This is a genomic window from Ercella succinigenes, from assembly GCF_900002895.1.
Genome location: NZ_CDHP01000040.1, coordinates 1 through 17,786, shown reverse-complemented (window position 1 = coordinate 17,786; position 17,786 = coordinate 1). Strand labels below are relative to the sequence as shown.

The 17,786-nt window shown below is 36.0% G+C and carries 14 protein-coding genes; 6 read left to right on the top strand and 8 right to left on the bottom strand.

Features of this window, described 5'->3' with window-relative positions; translation table 11 throughout:
- Window positions 1-81: 81 nt before the first annotated feature.
- From AC0KSB_RS08830 to AC0KSB_RS08820, 3 genes are read right to left on the bottom strand one after another with little or no spacing between them, the layout of a single operon-like run.
- Window positions 82-837: an iron ABC transporter ATP-binding protein gene (locus tag AC0KSB_RS08830; RefSeq protein WP_472308371.1), complete on the bottom strand. Its 756-nt coding sequence runs from the start codon at window positions 835-837 to the stop codon at window positions 82-84.
- Between the two features lie 55 nt (window positions 838-892).
- On the bottom strand, window positions 893-1,846 hold the full coding sequence (locus AC0KSB_RS08825) for an iron chelate uptake ABC transporter family permease subunit (RefSeq protein WP_472308369.1): 954 nt from the start codon (window positions 1,844-1,846) through the stop codon (window positions 893-895).
- A complete protein-coding gene (locus tag AC0KSB_RS08820; RefSeq protein WP_472308765.1) occupies window positions 1,833-2,774 on the bottom strand; it encodes an ABC transporter permease in 942 nt (313 codons plus the stop codon). Before AC0KSB_RS08820 ends, AC0KSB_RS08825 begins: the two co-directional genes overlap by 14 nt.
- A gap of 198 nt (window positions 2,775-2,972) precedes the next feature.
- On the opposite strand from AC0KSB_RS08820, the gene AC0KSB_RS08815 reads away from it, so the two are divergent.
- Window positions 2,973-3,803, top strand: a complete 831-nt coding sequence (locus AC0KSB_RS08815; protein WP_472308367.1) for a helix-turn-helix domain-containing protein — start codon at window positions 2,973-2,975, stop codon at window positions 3,801-3,803.
- Here AC0KSB_RS08815 and AC0KSB_RS08810 read toward each other — a convergent pair.
- The gene (locus AC0KSB_RS08810) at window positions 3,800-5,614 is read right to left on the bottom strand and encodes an AMP-dependent synthetase/ligase (protein ID WP_472308365.1); all 1,815 of its coding nucleotides are present in this window, start codon (window positions 5,612-5,614) and stop codon (window positions 3,800-3,802) included. The genes AC0KSB_RS08815 and AC0KSB_RS08810 overlap by 4 nt on opposite strands.
- Before the next feature lie 614 nt (window positions 5,615-6,228).
- Here AC0KSB_RS08810 and AC0KSB_RS08805 point away from each other — a divergent pair.
- Complete coding sequence (locus AC0KSB_RS08805; protein WP_472308363.1) at window positions 6,229-7,638, top strand: helix-turn-helix transcriptional regulator; 1,410 nt, start codon at window positions 6,229-6,231, stop codon at window positions 7,636-7,638.
- A gap of 152 nt (window positions 7,639-7,790) precedes the next feature.
- The gene (locus tag AC0KSB_RS08800) at window positions 7,791-9,707 is read left to right on the top strand and encodes a leucine-rich repeat domain-containing protein (RefSeq protein ID WP_472308361.1); all 1,917 of its coding nucleotides are present in this window, start codon (window positions 7,791-7,793) and stop codon (window positions 9,705-9,707) included.
- 18 nt (window positions 9,708-9,725) lie between these two features.
- Here the strand turns inward: AC0KSB_RS08800 and AC0KSB_RS08795 are convergent, their stop codons facing one another.
- The 4 genes from AC0KSB_RS08795 to AC0KSB_RS08780 all read right to left on the bottom strand — a co-directional run bounded on the left by AC0KSB_RS08795 (window position 9,726) and on the right by AC0KSB_RS08780 (window position 15,047).
- Window positions 9,726-11,015 (bottom strand): MFS transporter, encoded by a 1,290-nt coding sequence (locus tag AC0KSB_RS08795; RefSeq protein ID WP_472308359.1) that lies wholly within the window; start codon window positions 11,013-11,015, stop codon window positions 9,726-9,728.
- Window positions 11,016-11,070: 55 nt separating this feature from the next.
- Entirely contained in the window at window positions 11,071-12,258 is a 1,188-nt protein-coding gene (locus tag AC0KSB_RS08790) for a cation:proton antiporter (protein WP_472308357.1), read from the bottom strand.
- Window positions 12,259-12,328: 70 nt separating this feature from the next.
- Window positions 12,329-13,084 (bottom strand): elongation factor P 5-aminopentanone reductase, encoded by a 756-nt coding sequence (ymfI, locus tag AC0KSB_RS08785; protein WP_472308355.1) that lies wholly within the window; start codon window positions 13,082-13,084, stop codon window positions 12,329-12,331.
- Window positions 13,085-13,364: 280 nt separating this feature from the next.
- Entirely contained in the window at window positions 13,365-15,047 is a 1,683-nt protein-coding gene (locus tag AC0KSB_RS08780; RefSeq protein ID WP_472308353.1) for an LPXTG cell wall anchor domain-containing protein, read from the bottom strand.
- A 404-nt stretch (window positions 15,048-15,451) separates the two neighbouring features.
- Between AC0KSB_RS08780 and AC0KSB_RS08775 the strand changes: the two genes are divergently transcribed.
- The 3 genes from AC0KSB_RS08775 (at window position 15,452) to AC0KSB_RS08765 (ending at window position 17,609) form a co-directional block, all read left to right on the top strand.
- Window positions 15,452-16,102, top strand: coding sequence for a redox-sensing transcriptional repressor Rex (locus AC0KSB_RS08775; RefSeq protein ID WP_472308351.1), 651 nt, complete (start codon window positions 15,452-15,454; stop codon window positions 16,100-16,102).
- 6 nt (window positions 16,103-16,108) lie between these two features.
- Window positions 16,109-17,047 carry a LysR family transcriptional regulator gene (locus AC0KSB_RS08770; protein WP_472308349.1) on the top strand — a complete coding sequence of 313 codons (939 nt, stop codon included), beginning with the start codon at window positions 16,109-16,111 and terminating at the stop codon, window positions 17,045-17,047.
- Window positions 17,048-17,252: 205 nt separating this feature from the next.
- Window positions 17,253-17,609 carry a lactate/malate family dehydrogenase gene (locus AC0KSB_RS08765; RefSeq protein WP_472308347.1) on the top strand — a complete coding sequence of 119 codons (357 nt, stop codon included), beginning with the start codon at window positions 17,253-17,255 and terminating at the stop codon, window positions 17,607-17,609.
- Window positions 17,610-17,786 lie beyond the last annotated feature (177 nt).

Sequence of the window (17,786 nt, the reverse complement as noted above, 5' to 3'; positions counted from 1 at the left end):
TGAGATCTAAGCTGGTTTTAGGATTGCTGTAAAAGAAATAAATTTGCTGATAAGGCATGTTGTGTGCTAATTATCGTTAATCTATTTGAAATACATGCAAATCTTGTCCCCATCTATGTCACAGATATCTATGTCCATGTCATAAACCTGTTTCAATGCCTTCGAGTTAATCATCTCATCAGTTGTTCCATGTCCCACTATTTTTCCATCTTTCATCGAAATAATATAATCAGAGTAGAATGAAGCATAGTGAATATCATGCAAAACCAGGATAATTGTTTTATTTTTCTCATCGGCAAGCTTGCGAAGCAGTTTCATAATCTGAACAGAATGTTTCATATCCAGATTATTTAGTGGCTCGTCAAGCATAATGTACTCAGTGTCCTGAGCGATTATCATTGCTATAAAAGCTCTTTGTCTCTCACCTCCTGACAATTGATCAATAAATCTGTTAGCCAGATTATTTAAATTCATATATTCAATCGCTTCGTCTACTATTTTTTCGTCATTATTGTTAAGACGAGTGCGTGAATAAGGGTATCTGCCAAAACTGACCAGTTCACGAACGGTCAGCCGTACATTAATATTATTCGTCTGGCGTAATGTTGCCAGCTTTCTTGATAGAGTTAGATTTTTGTAGGTTTTTAAGGAGATGCCGTCTATTTTTACATCGCCTTCTCCTGTGATTAAACGGCTGATTACAGAAAGAAGAGTGCTTTTGCCGGCTCCGTTTGAACCGATTAAAGTAGTAACTGCATGCTTTTTTATTTCAACAGAAATATTTTCCAGAATTTTCTTTTCACCATAGCTTTTGGCTAAATTTTTTGTGCTAATCATTGCAAATCCTCCTGACTTGTTTTCTATTACGGTTTTACAATCGTCTTAAAATCTGTTATTTAATTCGTGCTTCTTTTAGCAGTAGATATAAAAAGTACAAACCTCCTATAAAATTTATAATTACACTAATGGGAGTGCTGAACTGGAAAATTCTTTCGACAATTAACTGGCCCCCGACAAGAGCAATTAGAGAAATTAAGATGGCTGTGGTGATGATGTAAGAGTGCTTATATGTTTGTAGCATTTGTCTGGCAACATTTGCAGTTAGCAGTCCGAGAAAGGTAATAGGCCCAACCAGAGCTGTAGAAACTGAAATCATTAAGGATATCAACAACATAAATATTCTAACAGTAGACTCGTAATTGATGCCTAGATTGATAACGTTGTCACGTCCTAGTGAAAGAATGTCCAGTTTTTGAATTTGTGAAAAACCAGCTAATCCAGCTATTGTCATCAAAATTACAGATATTCCCAGTAAAGAAGAATTCACTTGATTAAAACTTGCAAACATACTTGCCTGTACAATCAGAAATTCATTGGGATCAATCATTACCTGCATAAATGTTGCTAGACTGCTGAATAGGCTGCCCATGACCATACCTATTAGAATAATCATAAATAGTTTTCTGTTTTCACCGCGGAACAGAACTTTAAATAAAAACAAACTGAAAACAACCATGGCAGAGACAGATATCAGAAAATCAAATGATCTGGACATTTGCACAAGCGATCTTGATCCCATGGCAAAAACAACCAGTGTTTGAATAAAAAGGTATAAATTATCTAAACCAATTATTCCAGGTGTAAGGATATTATTTCCAGTAATGGTTTGGAAAGAGACTGTTGAAAAAGATATTGCTATACCTGTCAGCCCGATTGCGGCCAGTTTTACGGCTCGCCTGGGGAGAAAATAATGCCAGTTGCTTTCCGTAAGTCCCCACAATAGGAAAAGTACAACTATCGATAATAGAATAGTACCGGATATAATAATGACTTTAGTTGGTTTCATAACTTTTCCTTCCTGCAAGAATAAAAATGAATACAATACAACCTATAACCCCTGAAGTCACACTTACCGGGATCTCGAAAGGATAGATTATAAGACGGGAAACAATGTCACAGGCAAGTAAAAAACAAGCTCCTGCCAGAGCGATATCCAACAGACTTTTTTCAAGATGATCACCACGGTACATTCTGACTATATTAGGAATAATTACTCCAATAAAGGGAACCGTGCCGACAGTAACAACAACGCTTGCTGATATTACCGCAACAATTATTAATCCTATATAAACAGTTGAATAGTAGCTGATACCTAAATTTAAGGACATGTCTTTACCCATAGCTATAACAGTAAAATTCCTTGCATATAAAAAAGCAATTACTATAAAAGGAATAACCAGATAGAGTAGCTCATAGCGTCCACGCAGAATCAAAGTGAAACTTGACTGCATCCAAGATGAAACCGTTTGAACAAGATCATGTTGATATGCCAAATAGGTACTAACGGAACCAATAACAGAACCAAATAAAATACCTACTAAAGGCACTATTGCCGCATCCTTCAACTTGATTTCTCGAAGTAGTTTCATGAACATTGCTGTGCCCAAAAAGGCAAAAACAAAAGCTATGAGCATTTTTACCATTGAAGAGGCTTGTGGGAAAAACAAAATAGCAGCCAGAACACCAAAACGTGCCCATTCAATAGTTGAACCTGTTGTAGGTGAAATAAAACGGTTGGAAGATATTTGCTGCATGATTACACCCGCTACTGACAAACCAATGCCTGCTAGCAAAATACTCATCAGGCGAGGAATTCTGCCAATAAGTAATATTTGCAATTCTTCAGCACTTCCGCTTAACAGTCCGCTTATAGTAACATCTTTTACCCCTATAAAAAGTGAAATCAGACTAAGCAGAATCAGCAGACAGCCCATAATTATTGCAGGGAAAACTTGCTTTGCTTTTTGATTAGTTATCATAACAGTTGACAATAAACCTAAACTTTCTATAAAATACAAGCTGTTAACCGTGGCTAACAGTAGTGGAAATTATAGCAAAAAACAAACTAATGGTTGGTACAATTTTGATTTGTTTTTAACCAAATTAAACGGAGTCAGGAAATATAGATAAATATGGACATTTTGACAATAGATAATTTTGTAAAGCAGACAATAGATCACTTTTGTGATTGCACTGAAATGAACGCATACTTTTGCGATTCAAAAGGTGAGATATTTTATGAAGGAAATAGACATAATCTGGATAATTTTTGCTGCTTTTCTTGGCGGCACCAACTTCAGGAAACTATTAAATCTTTTACAACGGCAGGTGTTGATGACTGGGTAATGATAGAATGTGAAAAGATTTGTGAAGATAGTGATAAGTGTAGATTTGCTGCAGCATATTTTGACAAGAAAGATTCTGACGCTGGGATTTTTGCTTTTGGTCCATATATCAAAAGAGGGAATAGTGTTAATTTGCCGGTAAAATCTCAAACAACAATCAAATATCTCATAGAGTTAATGAGAAAAATATTCAAAGATAAAAAAGATAGTAATGCATGTGGAGAAAATTGTCAGTTCAGGCATGTCAAAAGAGAAGTTTATTCTGAAGAAAATAATTGTTGTGGTGAAGATGTTCTGAGCTATCAGGTACAGAGAATCATCAAATATATTGAAAAAAAACTGCCAGGTGAAATAACACTTGCCCAAGCCTCCGTTGATTTGAACTTAAGCAAAGCTTATATATGTAGACTGTTTAAGAGAGAACTTAATATGAGCTTTGTTGATTTTGTAAATAAAAGAAGAATAGATAGAAGCAAAAGTTTATTAGCAGATTCAGAAATATCCATGCTGGAAATAGCCTTGGAAACAGGTTTTGCAAGCCAAAGCTATTTCAGCAGAGTTTTTCGTAAGCATATGGGTATGACTCCTAATAATTACAGAGCCAGAAATGTAATTTAAAGAGATTCAAGGAATTTATTTTGGGCTTTTTGGATAGTAAGATTTTTCTCTTCCAAAGTTTTTTGAATCATTTTATATTGTTTCGGTCTTTTGATTTTTAGAGTTGTAGTTTTTATAAGTTCCTGATCGGTTAGAAAAATATAGCGAATACCTTTGTAAACAGGCATTCCCTGATTAATTGCCTGAATTGCCTTCTTAATATGCTTTGCCCAGATTTCGTCACTGGCTTCTGTTAATTCCGGCAGTTGTTCTCTCTCTATGCGAACAAGTGCACAGATATCTATGCCGTCCCGGTCATTATCCTGCCCCCATACCATACTTTCGCTAATACTTGGTATCTGATTAAGCAGCTGTTCAATTTCTTCCGGGAAGACTTTTTTGCCGTTATTAAGTACAATCATAGACTTAACACGACCGGTTATGCGCAAGGCTCCTTTTTCGTCTATCTGTCCTATATCACCGGTACGAAGCCAGCCTTCCGGTGTTATAACCTCAGAAGTTGCCTCAGGATCATTATAATATCCCAGCATGACACAATCACTTTTGGTTAGAATTTCTCCTATTGCATCGGTCTGCTCTTCCGAAGAATCAATCATGATCTTAATATCCGGCAAAGGCGGTCCCACCGTTCCAATTGTATTGTGCTGCCTATGGCAGGCTGCAATAACTGGAGAGGCTTCAGTCATACCATAACCCATGTAGAATTCTATACCAAAGTCGTTAAATGTTTGAATAATCTCCGCATCTATGTTTGCAGCACCTACAACAACGAGTCTTAATTTACCTCCAAAAGCTGCCAGTATTTCGCTAAAAATTCTTCTTCTGACATCAAGCCCTAGATATGACAACCTTCTTGCTATAGGTCTAAGCAAACTTATAAGACCTGCTTTGCCGCTGCTTTTGAGATTTTTTTGCAATCGGGAATACATGTTTTCAAAAAGAACAGGGACAGCTATCATACATTCAATCTGCCACTCCTGCATGTTTTTAAGAATATGCCTCAACCCGTCGGTAAAGCAGATGCAGACGCCACAGTAAAGCATGTATAACATTCCTACTGTATTTTCAAAAGTATGATGCAAAGGCAAAAGTGACAGTGACCTTTCGCCTGGATATAGAGGAAGTATGCCGCTGATGCTGCGGATATTTGTGCAAATATTTTTATGATTTAGCATAACTCCTTTGGCAGAAGCAGTTGTTCCTGAAGTAAAGAAAATAGCAGCAAGTTTTTCTGAATCAATTATTGTGCTGATATATTCTTTATCACCGCTTGCAAGCAATTTTTTCCCTTTGGCTATAAGATCTTGCATACTAAGGAATCTTTCGTCTATATCGATATCTTTTGTTTTATCTTCTTCATGGTCCAGACAAATCATATATTTTAGATCAGTGTTTTTTTCGGCTATTTTACGCACAATTTCTGCCTGCTTCAAACCATAAAACAAAATTTTGGCTGATGAACGTTGAAGAAGTATCTCAATTTCGCGAGCCGGTAGGAGTTTATCAAGAGGGACAACTACACCACAACCATTAATAGTACAGTTATAAGCAACCGACCATTCATAACTATTATCACCGTATACTGCGATTTTGGTGTCTTCATCAGAAATTAGTTTTTTGACTGCTGTGCCCAGAGCTTCGATATCTGATAATAAATGCTTGTAACTTTTTGTTATCTCTGAACCTTCTGGTGTGCGGCGAAAACGATATGCGGACAAATCCCCGTGTCGATCAGCACATTGCCTTAACATATCCATAAGATTGTCAAAAGGCCAAGCCTCATAATATCTCTGTCCGGTTATAATACGCATAAAGTCAAGCTCCTTTTGTCAAAAAATAAAATCTTAGTAAATTGTAACATTCAGACTTTAGCATGCCAAGGTTTGTAAAAAAACAAGTGAAATCTTTGATTTTATTGTGCAATAAGAACAAGTGATATCGTTAAAATGCTGATTGTATAACTATGTTGCCTAAAAATATTGACAAAAAACCTCATTGAGTTATAATTAAGACAAGCTCCAGGGATTACCAGAGATACTTACTTAAAAGGTAAACCGCCACGAAAACCAAGTGGAAAGCGAACATAGTGATTAAGTAGACATCTAAAAAATGTATACAGATTACTAATCAGAAAAAAACAAATCAATCGATAATTAATTTAGAAAAGAGATGTAACCTCGGATCTAAAAGAAATTAGAGAAAGAAAAGTTAAAATCTGATGAAGAATTCGCAACAAAGGGTAACCAAGAAAGTAAAAAGTCAAAAGGGTTCGCTGGAGCTTCTTTATGCTCCGAAAAAGACTTCCTCTTTTTGATTTGAAAAAATCATAGAGGAGGTTTTTTTTGCAAAATTGGCAGGTAAAACAGTGTATAATATTATTAATTGTTATGCAGTAAAATAATTGATTTGAAGATGGAAGCAAACTATGACAAAAGAAAATAAAATTTATATTCTTATTCACGGTTTGTATCTAGGATTTGCCAATGTTTTTATTTTTGACGGATCCCTTTTTGCTTTGCTGGTAAGTCAGGCTGATACACCAAAAGCTGTTACTACTACAGTTATGTTTGCGGGATCTCTTATAGTTTTTTTGTATTCAATTCTATTTACAAAAAAGGATTCTTTTTACGAAAAATTATTTTCATTTTCTATAGCGGCTACATTAATGCTTCTGCTAATGTTTATTTTTTTATGGCTTTTTCCGCAAAACGTTATTAGCATTTATCTCTTACCTGTTTTACAGTTTTTTATTTCTGCTGCTGCTATGCTTTACATGATTAGTACAATTTCCTGTATGGTTAGAATTGTGCCTGTTAATAAAATACTTATCAGTATGATTTTTATAACTTTACTTACATATCTTATCGTATATATTACAGAAGTACTTATGGCAAGAGGTCATGATAAATTGGCAATGATATTTGCTCTTGCAATTTTAGCGACAGCGCTTTTGTTAGCTGTAAAAATAAACGGTAAGGAAAAAGAGGTTTTATATCTTTATAAGATCAGTGCAAATTACAAAATGATCCTGCTCATTGTTGTGGCTACTTTTCTTTTGAATTTTAGCACATGCGGGATATCTATGCCGGCATATAAATCAATTTTGCTGGAGTATTCTGAAATAACAATATATTTATATATGATTCCCCTGTTCATCATTGCTCTTTTGCTTTTGCGAAAAAGCAAAATACTGCATAAATTGATGGATGTACTACTAATACTTGCAGCATGTGTTTATGCAATCGCTTTTGCTCTTTTAATTTATTCAAGCAGCAATGTTTTGCTGGCTAATCTTTTATTACAGGCAGCGTATCCGGTAATAGATGTAATTTTATGGAGTCTGGCAATTCAGATGATTCATTTTTTTGGCAAATCCAATCGAATTGCTGCTCTGATGACTTTTGCAATTGTTTTCTCTGCTTATCTAGGAGTGACTGGCGGAGAGCTTTTAATTTTTTTGTCAGAGCGACCGCAGTTAACATTAGCTTTTGCCTCCCTTATAGGTGCTATTGTCGCAATAATGCTTATTCCAGTTTTGAACCGGGCATGTTCGCCGCATATTGATAAATTGCAAAAAAGTTATGCCCAGATGATAGAGACAAAAAATTCAGCCGATAGAATACTTCTTCTTACTAAAAGAGAACAACAAATTGTTCGATATCTTTCAGAAGATTATCTAAATAAAGAAATAGCAGATATGCTTGGAATAAGTGACAACACAATTAAAACACATGCTAGAAATATCTATACTAAGCTTGATGTAAAAAATAAACGGGAGTTAAAGATCTTACTTGATAGTATAGAAGAGATGCAATCTTTTAAAGAAAACTCTTAATATGGACAAATATAAATGAAAATCACCCTTTTCTAAAAAGGATGATTTCTTGTTTATGATAATAAATTTATTTTTATCATAAAAAATAAGACCTGGTCGGATAGTTTCTATTATGGATTAGAAGCATAATCAAACCAAAGGGGGTCTTATATATGAAAAAAACAAATAAAGATTTCAAGAAAAAAGGAAAAAAAACGGGTAAGTTGATAAAAGTAATAATTACTTTACTGCTGATAGGTCTTATACAGAGTATGTTGTATCTGACGGCGGCAGCAGAAACTTATACTGATGGCAGTCATGTTTATACCTACTCCATAGTGGGTGGCAATGCGGTAATAGAATCATACAGTGGTCCTGGTGGTGATATTACAATTCCTAATAACTTCGATGGCAATCCTGTTACTGAAATAGCAGACGGAGCTTTTTACGAAAAGCAACTTACAGGTGTGACATTACCGGATAGTCTTGAAAAAATTGGAAGTTCTGCTTTTTATGGCGGTTATAGTGTATCTTCAAGTGGGCAGAACAATATAACAAGCATAAGTATTCCCGCAAGTGTAACCCATATAGGGCAATCTGCTTTTCAAAGAAATGAAATAACTTCTGTCAGTTTCCCTGACAAAGTTATTGATTTCGGGTCACATATTTTTGCTCAAAATAAAATATCCTCTGTAACAATTCCCTCAAGCTGGACAGAAATACCAAATTTCATGTTCAGCAGCAATGAGCTTACACAAATAACAATACCTGCTAATATAACCAGGATCGGTATGCAGTCATTTTATGATAATGAGTTGGAAGAATTAGTAATTCCAGAATCCGTAACGGAGATTGACGAATCCGCTTTCTTTTCAAATAATTTAACCAGCCTAACTTTACCGAATAAGCCTAATGACCAATTAGAGATAAAAAATGGAGCTTTCGGATTTAATGAATTGACTTCTGTGACAATTCCTGCAAGCTGGGCATATATTCCTGCAGGAATATTCATGCAAAATAATATAGCAAGTCTTGAAATACCTGTAAACATTGCTTCTATAGGGAATTCTGCTTTTTCAGGCAATAAACTGCAAACTTTGATTTTGAATGAAGGCTTGCAGGAGATTGGCAATTATGCTTTTGCCGGGTCAAGTGATTATACAGGTAATAGAATAAGCGAGTTAATTTGCCCTGACAGTCTTCGCTCTATTGGTGAGTATGCATTTGAATACAACTTAATGTCTTCGCTCGATTTGAATGATGGTTTGGAGTCAATTGGTGATTATGCTTTCAGAAGGAATGCTTTGCCGGAAATAAATTTACCGGATACTTTACTTTATCTTGGTAGCGGTTCTTTTATACAAAATCTGCTTGAAGAAGTTGTAATTCCAGAATCAATTACAGATTATGGTAATAGCTGGAATTTTGCCTATAACATAATTAGTCAGATAGTCTTTCCTTCTAGTATGACCAGTATTCCTGAAGGCATGTTTTATTCCAACAGACTCACATCTTTAATTATTCCAGAAAATATAACGAGTATAGGAGAGGAAGCTTTTGCCAGGAATCGAATAGAAACAGCTAGAATACATGCAGGTGTCACATCCATAGGCAATGATGCTTTTGCTGAAAATACCATAGAAGGAATACCCCTTTTGACTATATATGGATTTGCAGGCTCAGCAGCAGAAGCATATGCACTAGCTAACGAAATCCCGTTTATTGTTCTGGAAGAGGAAGAGGTGCCCACAGGTGGAGGCGAAACAACTTCTACAGAACCTGTCGCTGGAGAAAATGAACCCGAGGGATCACCTGTTGGAGAAGATACGGTTGCTGCAACTGATAATACAATTAGCAGATCCACATCTGAAACTGATCCTGCTGAAATTGCTGCAGCTGGGGAGCAGGGCACGCAACAAACCTCACTAACTTCACAAAATCCTGCTGAATTAACTAGAACAGGAGAAAGTATAGAACATAAGCCCAAGATAGTAGTTTTAGTTGCCGCTCTTATTTTTATTGTAGCCGCTAAATGTCTATATTTGATTTTTACAAAAAAGAAGAGGACAAAACTTTCAAGTAACAAATAATAATTATTCTGTGCTCGTTTAATGTTTATTAATTTTCATTTTCCGTGTGTAAATTATTAAAATAAAGCACATGGAAAAAAGAACTATATTAAGAATAAAAGGCAGGCTACGATTATGTTGTGATAATTCTCCTGCTATCCAGCCAAAGGGCGAGGAAAAAGCAATCATTGCCATGTAAATGATTGAGCTTATTCTCGCTCTTTCGTCAGGGTCAACAAACATCACCAACATGGAATCTTTCTGTGGAATTACTAATGCATAAGCAAAAGCCTCAAATAAAACATAAATAATCAAAGGCACTATTTGATCTGGTTTGGTAGAAATAAGCACAATCTGACTTATGATATAAAACCCAAGTCCGGTCAGTACAGGAATACGGAAAGAATGACGATTCAGAGCAGTCTGAATCGTAAAAATAAATATAAGCATGACAATGGCTCTGCCGATCGGAAAATAAGCCAGCCAGGAATCGGGAACATTTAAGTTCTGAGTGGCGAAAATAGCAAAGAAGTTGCCACTTATCGCAGCTGTTATATTAAGAATGACCATTACTGCCAGAATAAGCATAGTTTGAGGTGTTTGCAAAACTTTCGGTATCAATGATTTGTATTCAGCCAGAAGTTTTGTGATTGGTATGCCTTTTGTTTGCTCCATTCTGATTTTTCCTTGTTTAGTCTCTTTTGAAGTAAAATAGAGCACAACAAATTTGGTGGTCATCATTACAGAAGTAAAGATGAAAATAATACGCATAGCTGGAACAATTGTGAGCTGATTAACAAGTAAACCTGCTGCTGGTGCAAAAAACACAGCAAGCAAACCAGAAATAGTACACCAGGTAAAAATATTAACCAGTAGTTTTTTATCACAGTCTTCAACCATTAGACAAGTCCATGAATTCATAGTTATCTGCCACATGCTATTAAATACAGCGGCAACAAGAAACCACCAGAAATTTTGGGAAAAAGCCCATATTATGGTAGGAATTGCCCATGATAAGGCATCAAAAACAGCAGTTGTTTTGCGCCTTCCCAGTTTATCGGTAAAAACGCCACCGAAAAGTGCGGCAAAAAACTGAAAAACCATGCCAACACTCATCAAAATACCAATCTGACGGTCATTAACCCCCAGAGCATACATATATACAGTCAGAAACGGAGAATAAAGATTAAAAGGTATGCCCCAAAGAGGCTCAGTATAAACACAGGCTCTCTCATTGCCACGAATGTTTACGAGCGTTTCAATCAGAGGATGATGTTTACGCTTACTAGCTGAAGTTTTTGCATTAAAATCGTTATTTTGTTTTGTCATAAAAACTTTTCCTTACGCATAGGCTGATTACAGTGTTAATGCATTATGTTGTCTCTTAGATTTTTTCTCCTTGCTGCAACAGCTTTTTATGACTAATATCTATGAGGATGGCTCCAAGAGGAGCACTAATCATAATAGCCAAGACAGCACCGGTTAAAATAATATTACCTGCTGACACCCCCGCTGCTAAAGGCAATGCACCGATAGCTGCTTGAACGGTTGCCTTTGGCAAATAAGCAAATATGCAAAAAAGTCTTTCTTTAGCAGTTAGACGAGTTCTGCTGACACTTATAATAACACCGATTGAACGGAATGCAAGAGCTCCAGCAATAACCGCAACAATTGCAAAGCCGGCACCCCTGACATAAGTTATATCAACAACTGAACCTAGCAATACAAATAATAATAATTCGGCACCAACCCATATTTTAGAAAATTTACCAGATAATCTGCGGGCAAGTTTATCATCGATTTTTAGAATAGTACCATTTATAGCGATAACAGCCAGCAAACCGGAAAATGCAAACCAGTTAGCAATATATGATTCAAGTCCCATAATCAGAAAAGAAAGACCCAGAATTAAAAGTACTTTTACCGTATCTCGCATATGGCGTTTCTTAAAGATTTTAGACAGTACAAAGCCTAAAGCTATTCCCACTAAAAGTCCGGTTATAATTGAAACCGGAACATTTAATAATACGGCTGGATTGAAGTCCTCACCAGCATAAATACCCATAAAAGATGTAAAAAGAACAATTCCGTAAATATCATCGACAGAAGCACCAGCCAGAATAAGCTGGGGAATACTGTTTTTTCGTCCATAGCCTGACTCCATAAGATGAAGCATTTTTGGAACAATGATTGCCGGAGAGACCGCTCCTAGAATAGTTCCTAGAATAGCTGCTTCAAGATAAGATATTCCTAAAAGCGGAGGAGCAAGTAAAACAACTGCCAGTATCTCAAAAGTGGCTGGAATGAAACACATCATTACAGCAGGTCTGCCTACTTTTTTCAGGTCTTTCAAATCAAGAGAAAGTCCTACTCTTGTAAGAATAACTATCAGAGCAATTTCTCTAAGATCAGCAGAAATATTCATTATTTCTGGACTAATTAGATTAAGTACATGTGGACCTAATAAGATTCCTGCAATTAGCATGCCAAGTAAACCAGGCAGTTTTAGTTTCTCAAATATACCTTTGAGCATAAATCCAAGCAAAATAATAAGCGATAAACTAAGCAGCATATGTTCTCCTATAAAAAATAGCATTATGATAAGTATATTAGTATTTCAGAAAGAAATAAAACGCAAAAAACTAAACTACAAGTCCTCCGTTTGGGCTTATAACCTGTCCTGTAAGATAGGTTCCAGCATCCGTTGCCAAAAAAGCCACAAATCTGGCAACATCGGCCGGTGTACCGATGCGCATAGCAGGAATTTCTTCTTCCATGGCTTTTAAGTCTCTTTCTGTAAAGTCCTTAAGCATAGCTGTTTTGATAATTCCCGGAGCGACGCAGTTTACTTGTATACCTGAAGGTGCTAATTCTTTTGCCAGTGCTTTAGTAAAACCTATGATTCCTGCTTTAGCAGCTGAATAATGAACTTCACAAGATGCTCCGACCATTCCCCAGATTGATGAAATATTAATAATTCTGCCTTGATGAGCTTTTATCATGGCAGGAACAACTGCCTGGGAGCACAAAAAAGTCCCTTTAAGATTTATATTCATCATATTATCCCAGTCTTCTTCAGATATATCCTGAAAAACAGAAGACTGAGCTATACCTGCATTATTTACCAGTACGTCAATTTTACCAAACTTTTGCAGCGTATACTTTATCATTTCTGAAACTTCACTTTGATTGGCGATATCGGCTTTAAAAGGATATGCAGTTAAACCAAATCTTTTCAGATGCTTGCAATGGGTTTGCGCTGCAATTTCTGAAGAATTATAATTTGCAACAACATGGAATCCTTTAAGGCATAATGCTGTTGTAATAGACCTGCCTATTCCACCGGAGGCACCAGTTACAATTGCTATTTTTGATTCTCTGTCTTTTATATCTATCATTTTAATTCGCTCCAGACTTATTGATAAATAATTTTCAATGCCGCTGCTTAATAATAAAACAAGAAGCTGTTTAAATCTGAAAATTTGTTTTTGCATTATAATGATACCATAAATGTTAGAGGGTTAATGACTAACACCATGAGTGTTTTTGCTTTTGTTTATAAAAGTATTTTCGATCAAGGGGAATTGACAGATCGCAATGCAAAAGAAGAGGCTGCCCACTAATTATACTAGTTAGACAGCCTCTGATAGATCAGGTCTTATTATACTTTTCACAAACCTATTTGCTGATATCTTCTATTTCATTGACATCTATTTTATTTTTACTTTTCTTATATAATACAAATCTGATAATTACTAGAACGGCTGCTGCTGCTAAAACAATATATACCCATAAATTAACCGACTCGCCTGTTTGAGGAAGTTCGCTAGCGGAAGCTGTTTCAGAAGAATCTGTTGTTTCAACCGCAGTAGTTGTTGTTTGCGTTACAGTGGTTTCGGCTGTGGTTGTCTCTTCTTCTGCCAGAGGAAGATTGCTACTACGTGATATCAGATAACTGGTAAAATGTTTTACCGGCAAAATCAAAATATCATTTTGTTCATCGTATTCAATAAGGCTTAAATCGATATAATCACTGATATCGGCAACCGGCTCTCCTTGATCAATTATGGTCAAGTCTATGTATTCCATAATATTATCGGGATCTATGTAATCAAGCTCTAAGTTTATAGATGCGTCTACAAAGTAGATTGTCGCTGTTTTATTTTTTAGGAACTCAAGCAGATTAGTATCTACTGTAGCAAAAAATTGACCTGATTCGGCATCAAATCCTATTTTTATGTGTTCATCTATATTTGCAAACATCGGAAGGGAATCGTAAATATTTAAGCCTGAGTCAAATGTAATTGAACCAAACCCCTGATTTATGAAAGAAATATTCTGCTGAGTGTTAAGAAGATCCCCTAAATCTTTAAGCTCCGGGTATATTCTAAAGTTCTGTGTAGCAGGTAATTTGGCTATTACATAGGGAATATACTCTCCATAAGTATCAAGAATAATCGGTCTTGGACCAACAATTAAATTTTCATATCCTTCCGGTGCAGGCGAAAGATGAATCTCATAACCTATATAGCCAGCAGGTATATTCTGATTAATTTTCCCTGTAATATCAAAAGCCCCTTGTTCAACCTGATAGTCAATATAATATCTGCCATTTTCTTCGGTCGTACCTTCAAAAACAGGTGCATCAATTGTGGGTGGAGCTTTGTCAGTAGAAATCATAAAGTATACTCTGGCTGTAGTAAAGAAATTACCGTATACTTCAGCGTCTCTATTAGGTCCGTTTTCATCAAAATAGCCTGGGAAATTTGAGAATGACATTTCTAAAGTGTCGCCGGCAGAATAACCGAGATTGACCTTATCAGATACAACGTTTTCGTATATAACAGATGTGCTTGTTGAACCATTGAATATGTGTATATTTTCATCATCATCGGTAATGCTGAAAACGACGTTTGCTGTACGATTACCAAAATAAAAACCGCGCCAGGTTCCAGGCTGGCCGGTGCTGATTCTGGTAATAACCTTAGTTTCACCTGGGGCTATTTCAAGAGTTTCATTTCCCGTATAAGTTTCACCACTGACACCGAATATTTCATCTCCTGAATTCACAGGATCAAGTGGATGCCAGCCTTCCCCTAAATTAACCCAGAAAGCCTTTTGACCATCATATTGAGAATTAATCCAAGAAACATCTTCTCCTTCAGTTAAGGATACAGTTATTGGAAAAGCTTCATTGTTGGTTAATCTAATTTCAAAATCATGCCCTTGCCAGGTTCTGGCCGGACTGGATAAGGTTACATTAATCGAATCATTATTTTCTTGTGCCACTGGAATCGCTGTAGATAAAGCAATAACCATGGCAAAAACAATTATAAGTGAAAGTAATTTTCTGTTTTTCATTTCGCGCCTCCCTTTTAGACGACATCATCAGATCTGTTTTGACCGCCCAGGAGCAATATATAATAATTATCCGGCGAGCAAAACGGATCATATTTGTTTATCTTCGAGTTTGTGCGATTTTCCCACCTCCTTATCAAAAAGCACAAAAATTCAGGTAGCATTAGCTAATCCGAATATGATACAAAATCAACTTAGCTATGATTATGTATCATAATTCAATTATAACATCATAAAAATGATAAAAACAGCGTAATACCAGGTGTTTTCCTGTCTAAAAAATTTGTCACAGCGATTGGCATAGAGTTGACAACATGACAAATTTTGCCTACAATCGATATTGTGACATCGATATCGCAATATCGAATAGAATAAAGGATATATTGTTATATGCGAAAGGATTAATTATGGACAGGAATCAAAAACCATCGGTTGTTGTCTCGGTGCAGGCATTGCAAAGAATGCCTTATTATTTACAGCTTCTGAAAAAATATAGAGATTCTGGAGAGTCAGCAATTGCTGCTAAAACAATTGCTTTGGAATTAAAGTTGAATGAAGTACAGGTTCGTAAAGATCTGGCAGCAATTAGTTCCAGCAAAGGCAAGCCGAATACAGGCTTTGTTATAGAGAATCTGATTGAGAACATGGAAGACTATCTTGGTTATAATAATCTCATGGATGCAGTAATTATAGGTGCAGGATCTCTGGGAAGAGCTTTGATTTCTTATAAGGGATTTGAAAACTATGGTTTAAATATTGTGTCGGCTTTTGATAACGATAAAAAGTTAATTGGCAGTGACATATCTGGTAAAACAATCCGTAATATTTCAGAGTTGCCTGAATTTTGTAAACGTTTGAGAATACATATAGGGATAATTGCTGTGCCAGTATCTGTAGCACAACAAACATGTGATCTTTTGTTGGATTCGGGTATACTCGCTATATGGAACTTTGCCCCCGTTCACCTTACAACCCCTGATAATATTCTTGTGCAAAACGAAAATATGGCTGCTTCCTTGGCTTTGTTGTCGCGTAAGCTAAAAGAAATAACGAGGTAAAATGCGATGAACACCCTTCATTTAAAATATGTAATAGAAATAGAAAAAGCTGGTTCTATTACTAAAGCGGCAGATAACCTTTTTATGGGGCAGCCTAATTTGAGCAAAGCTGTAAGAGAATTGGAAGAAAATCTGGGGATTACAATTTTTAAAAGAACCTCCAAAGGGGTCATTCCTACGGAAAAAGGTGAAAAATTAATCAAATATGCCCGAAGCATATTGGCACAGGTTGATGAACTGGAAGCGCTTTATACCGGGGATTCTTCTGAAAAAATAAAATTTAATATATGTATTCCCAGAAGCAGCTACATAGCACGAGCTTTTACCGAATTTGCAAGAAAACTGGATCGGCGCAAAGAAATGGAAATTAGTTCTCATGAAACTAATGCCATACAAGGAATAGACTGTGTTGCAGATGGCGATTGTAATATAAGTGTGATTCGTTATCAGGCTAATTACGAAAATTATTTCCTTGACTATCTATATGACAGGAATATTATTTTCGATCCAATCTGGGTATATGACTATGTATTATTAGTGCCTGCACGAAGCCCGCTTGCAAATAGAGAAGAAATAACTTCTTGCGATTTGCATAAATATTTGGAAATTGCTCATGGAGATGACAATATACCTTATGTTAATCAGAGCAAGCAGAAGGATTGTTCAAAAGAACAAACTACAAATAGGAAAATATATGTTTATGATCGATTCACTCAGTTTGAGATTCTTAATAACCAGATCGATTCTTATATGTGGGCTTCACCAGTTCCGGCTGATTTGCTTGAGCGATATAATCTTGTTCAAAAGCATTGTGTGGACATCAATCTAAAGTTTAAAGATGTTCTGATTTATGAGAAAAATTATAACTTTAGTGAGTTGGACAAACAATTTTTGGGAGAGCTTTTTACTGGTAAGCAAGAGCTTGAAAAAAGCATAATTTTCTAGCAATATATACAAATTGCACAAATCTAATTGTCAGAAAAGCATATCGATATTCTACAATCGATAACTACATATCGATAACAGAATATCGATATGCTTCATTTATATAACCATTAAACAGTGTTCTGCTTTATAGTATTTAGTGAAACAATTAAGAAATATAAATTACTGCAAACGTTTGCGTGAAGTGATAATGGAGGTACAAATTATGAGTAAGAAGGTAACAATTATTGGTACAGGTAATGTTGGTTCGACAATAGCATATACAATGGCAGTAAATGGAATTGCATCTGAAATTGTCATTATTGATGTTAATAAAGAGAAAGCACTGGGCGAGGCGTTGGATATACGTCAGGGTATTCCTTTTTGTCCACCTGCTACAATTTATGCTGGTAGCTTTAGTGATGCTGCTGAATCAGATATAGTCGTACTTACATCTGGTCTGCCAAGAAAACCTGGACAGTCACGTCTGGATCTTGCACAAACAAATGTTGACATTACAAAAAGCATTATCCCTGAAATTACCAGATATGCACCGGAAGTCAAGTCCAAAAAGTTGGTGTAAATTGTCTTCCGGTATCTGCATGAATCAGGTGACAACATGCAGGTATGCTGCTCGTTCTGCTAACGCTTCTTTTCTTGCTGTTTCTCTCTCATCAAAGTAGCGATCCATTATGAAATACTTTTTGCCGGTCAACCATTTTTCATGGTGCTCCATCAGAACTGCTCCCATCAGTCGGAT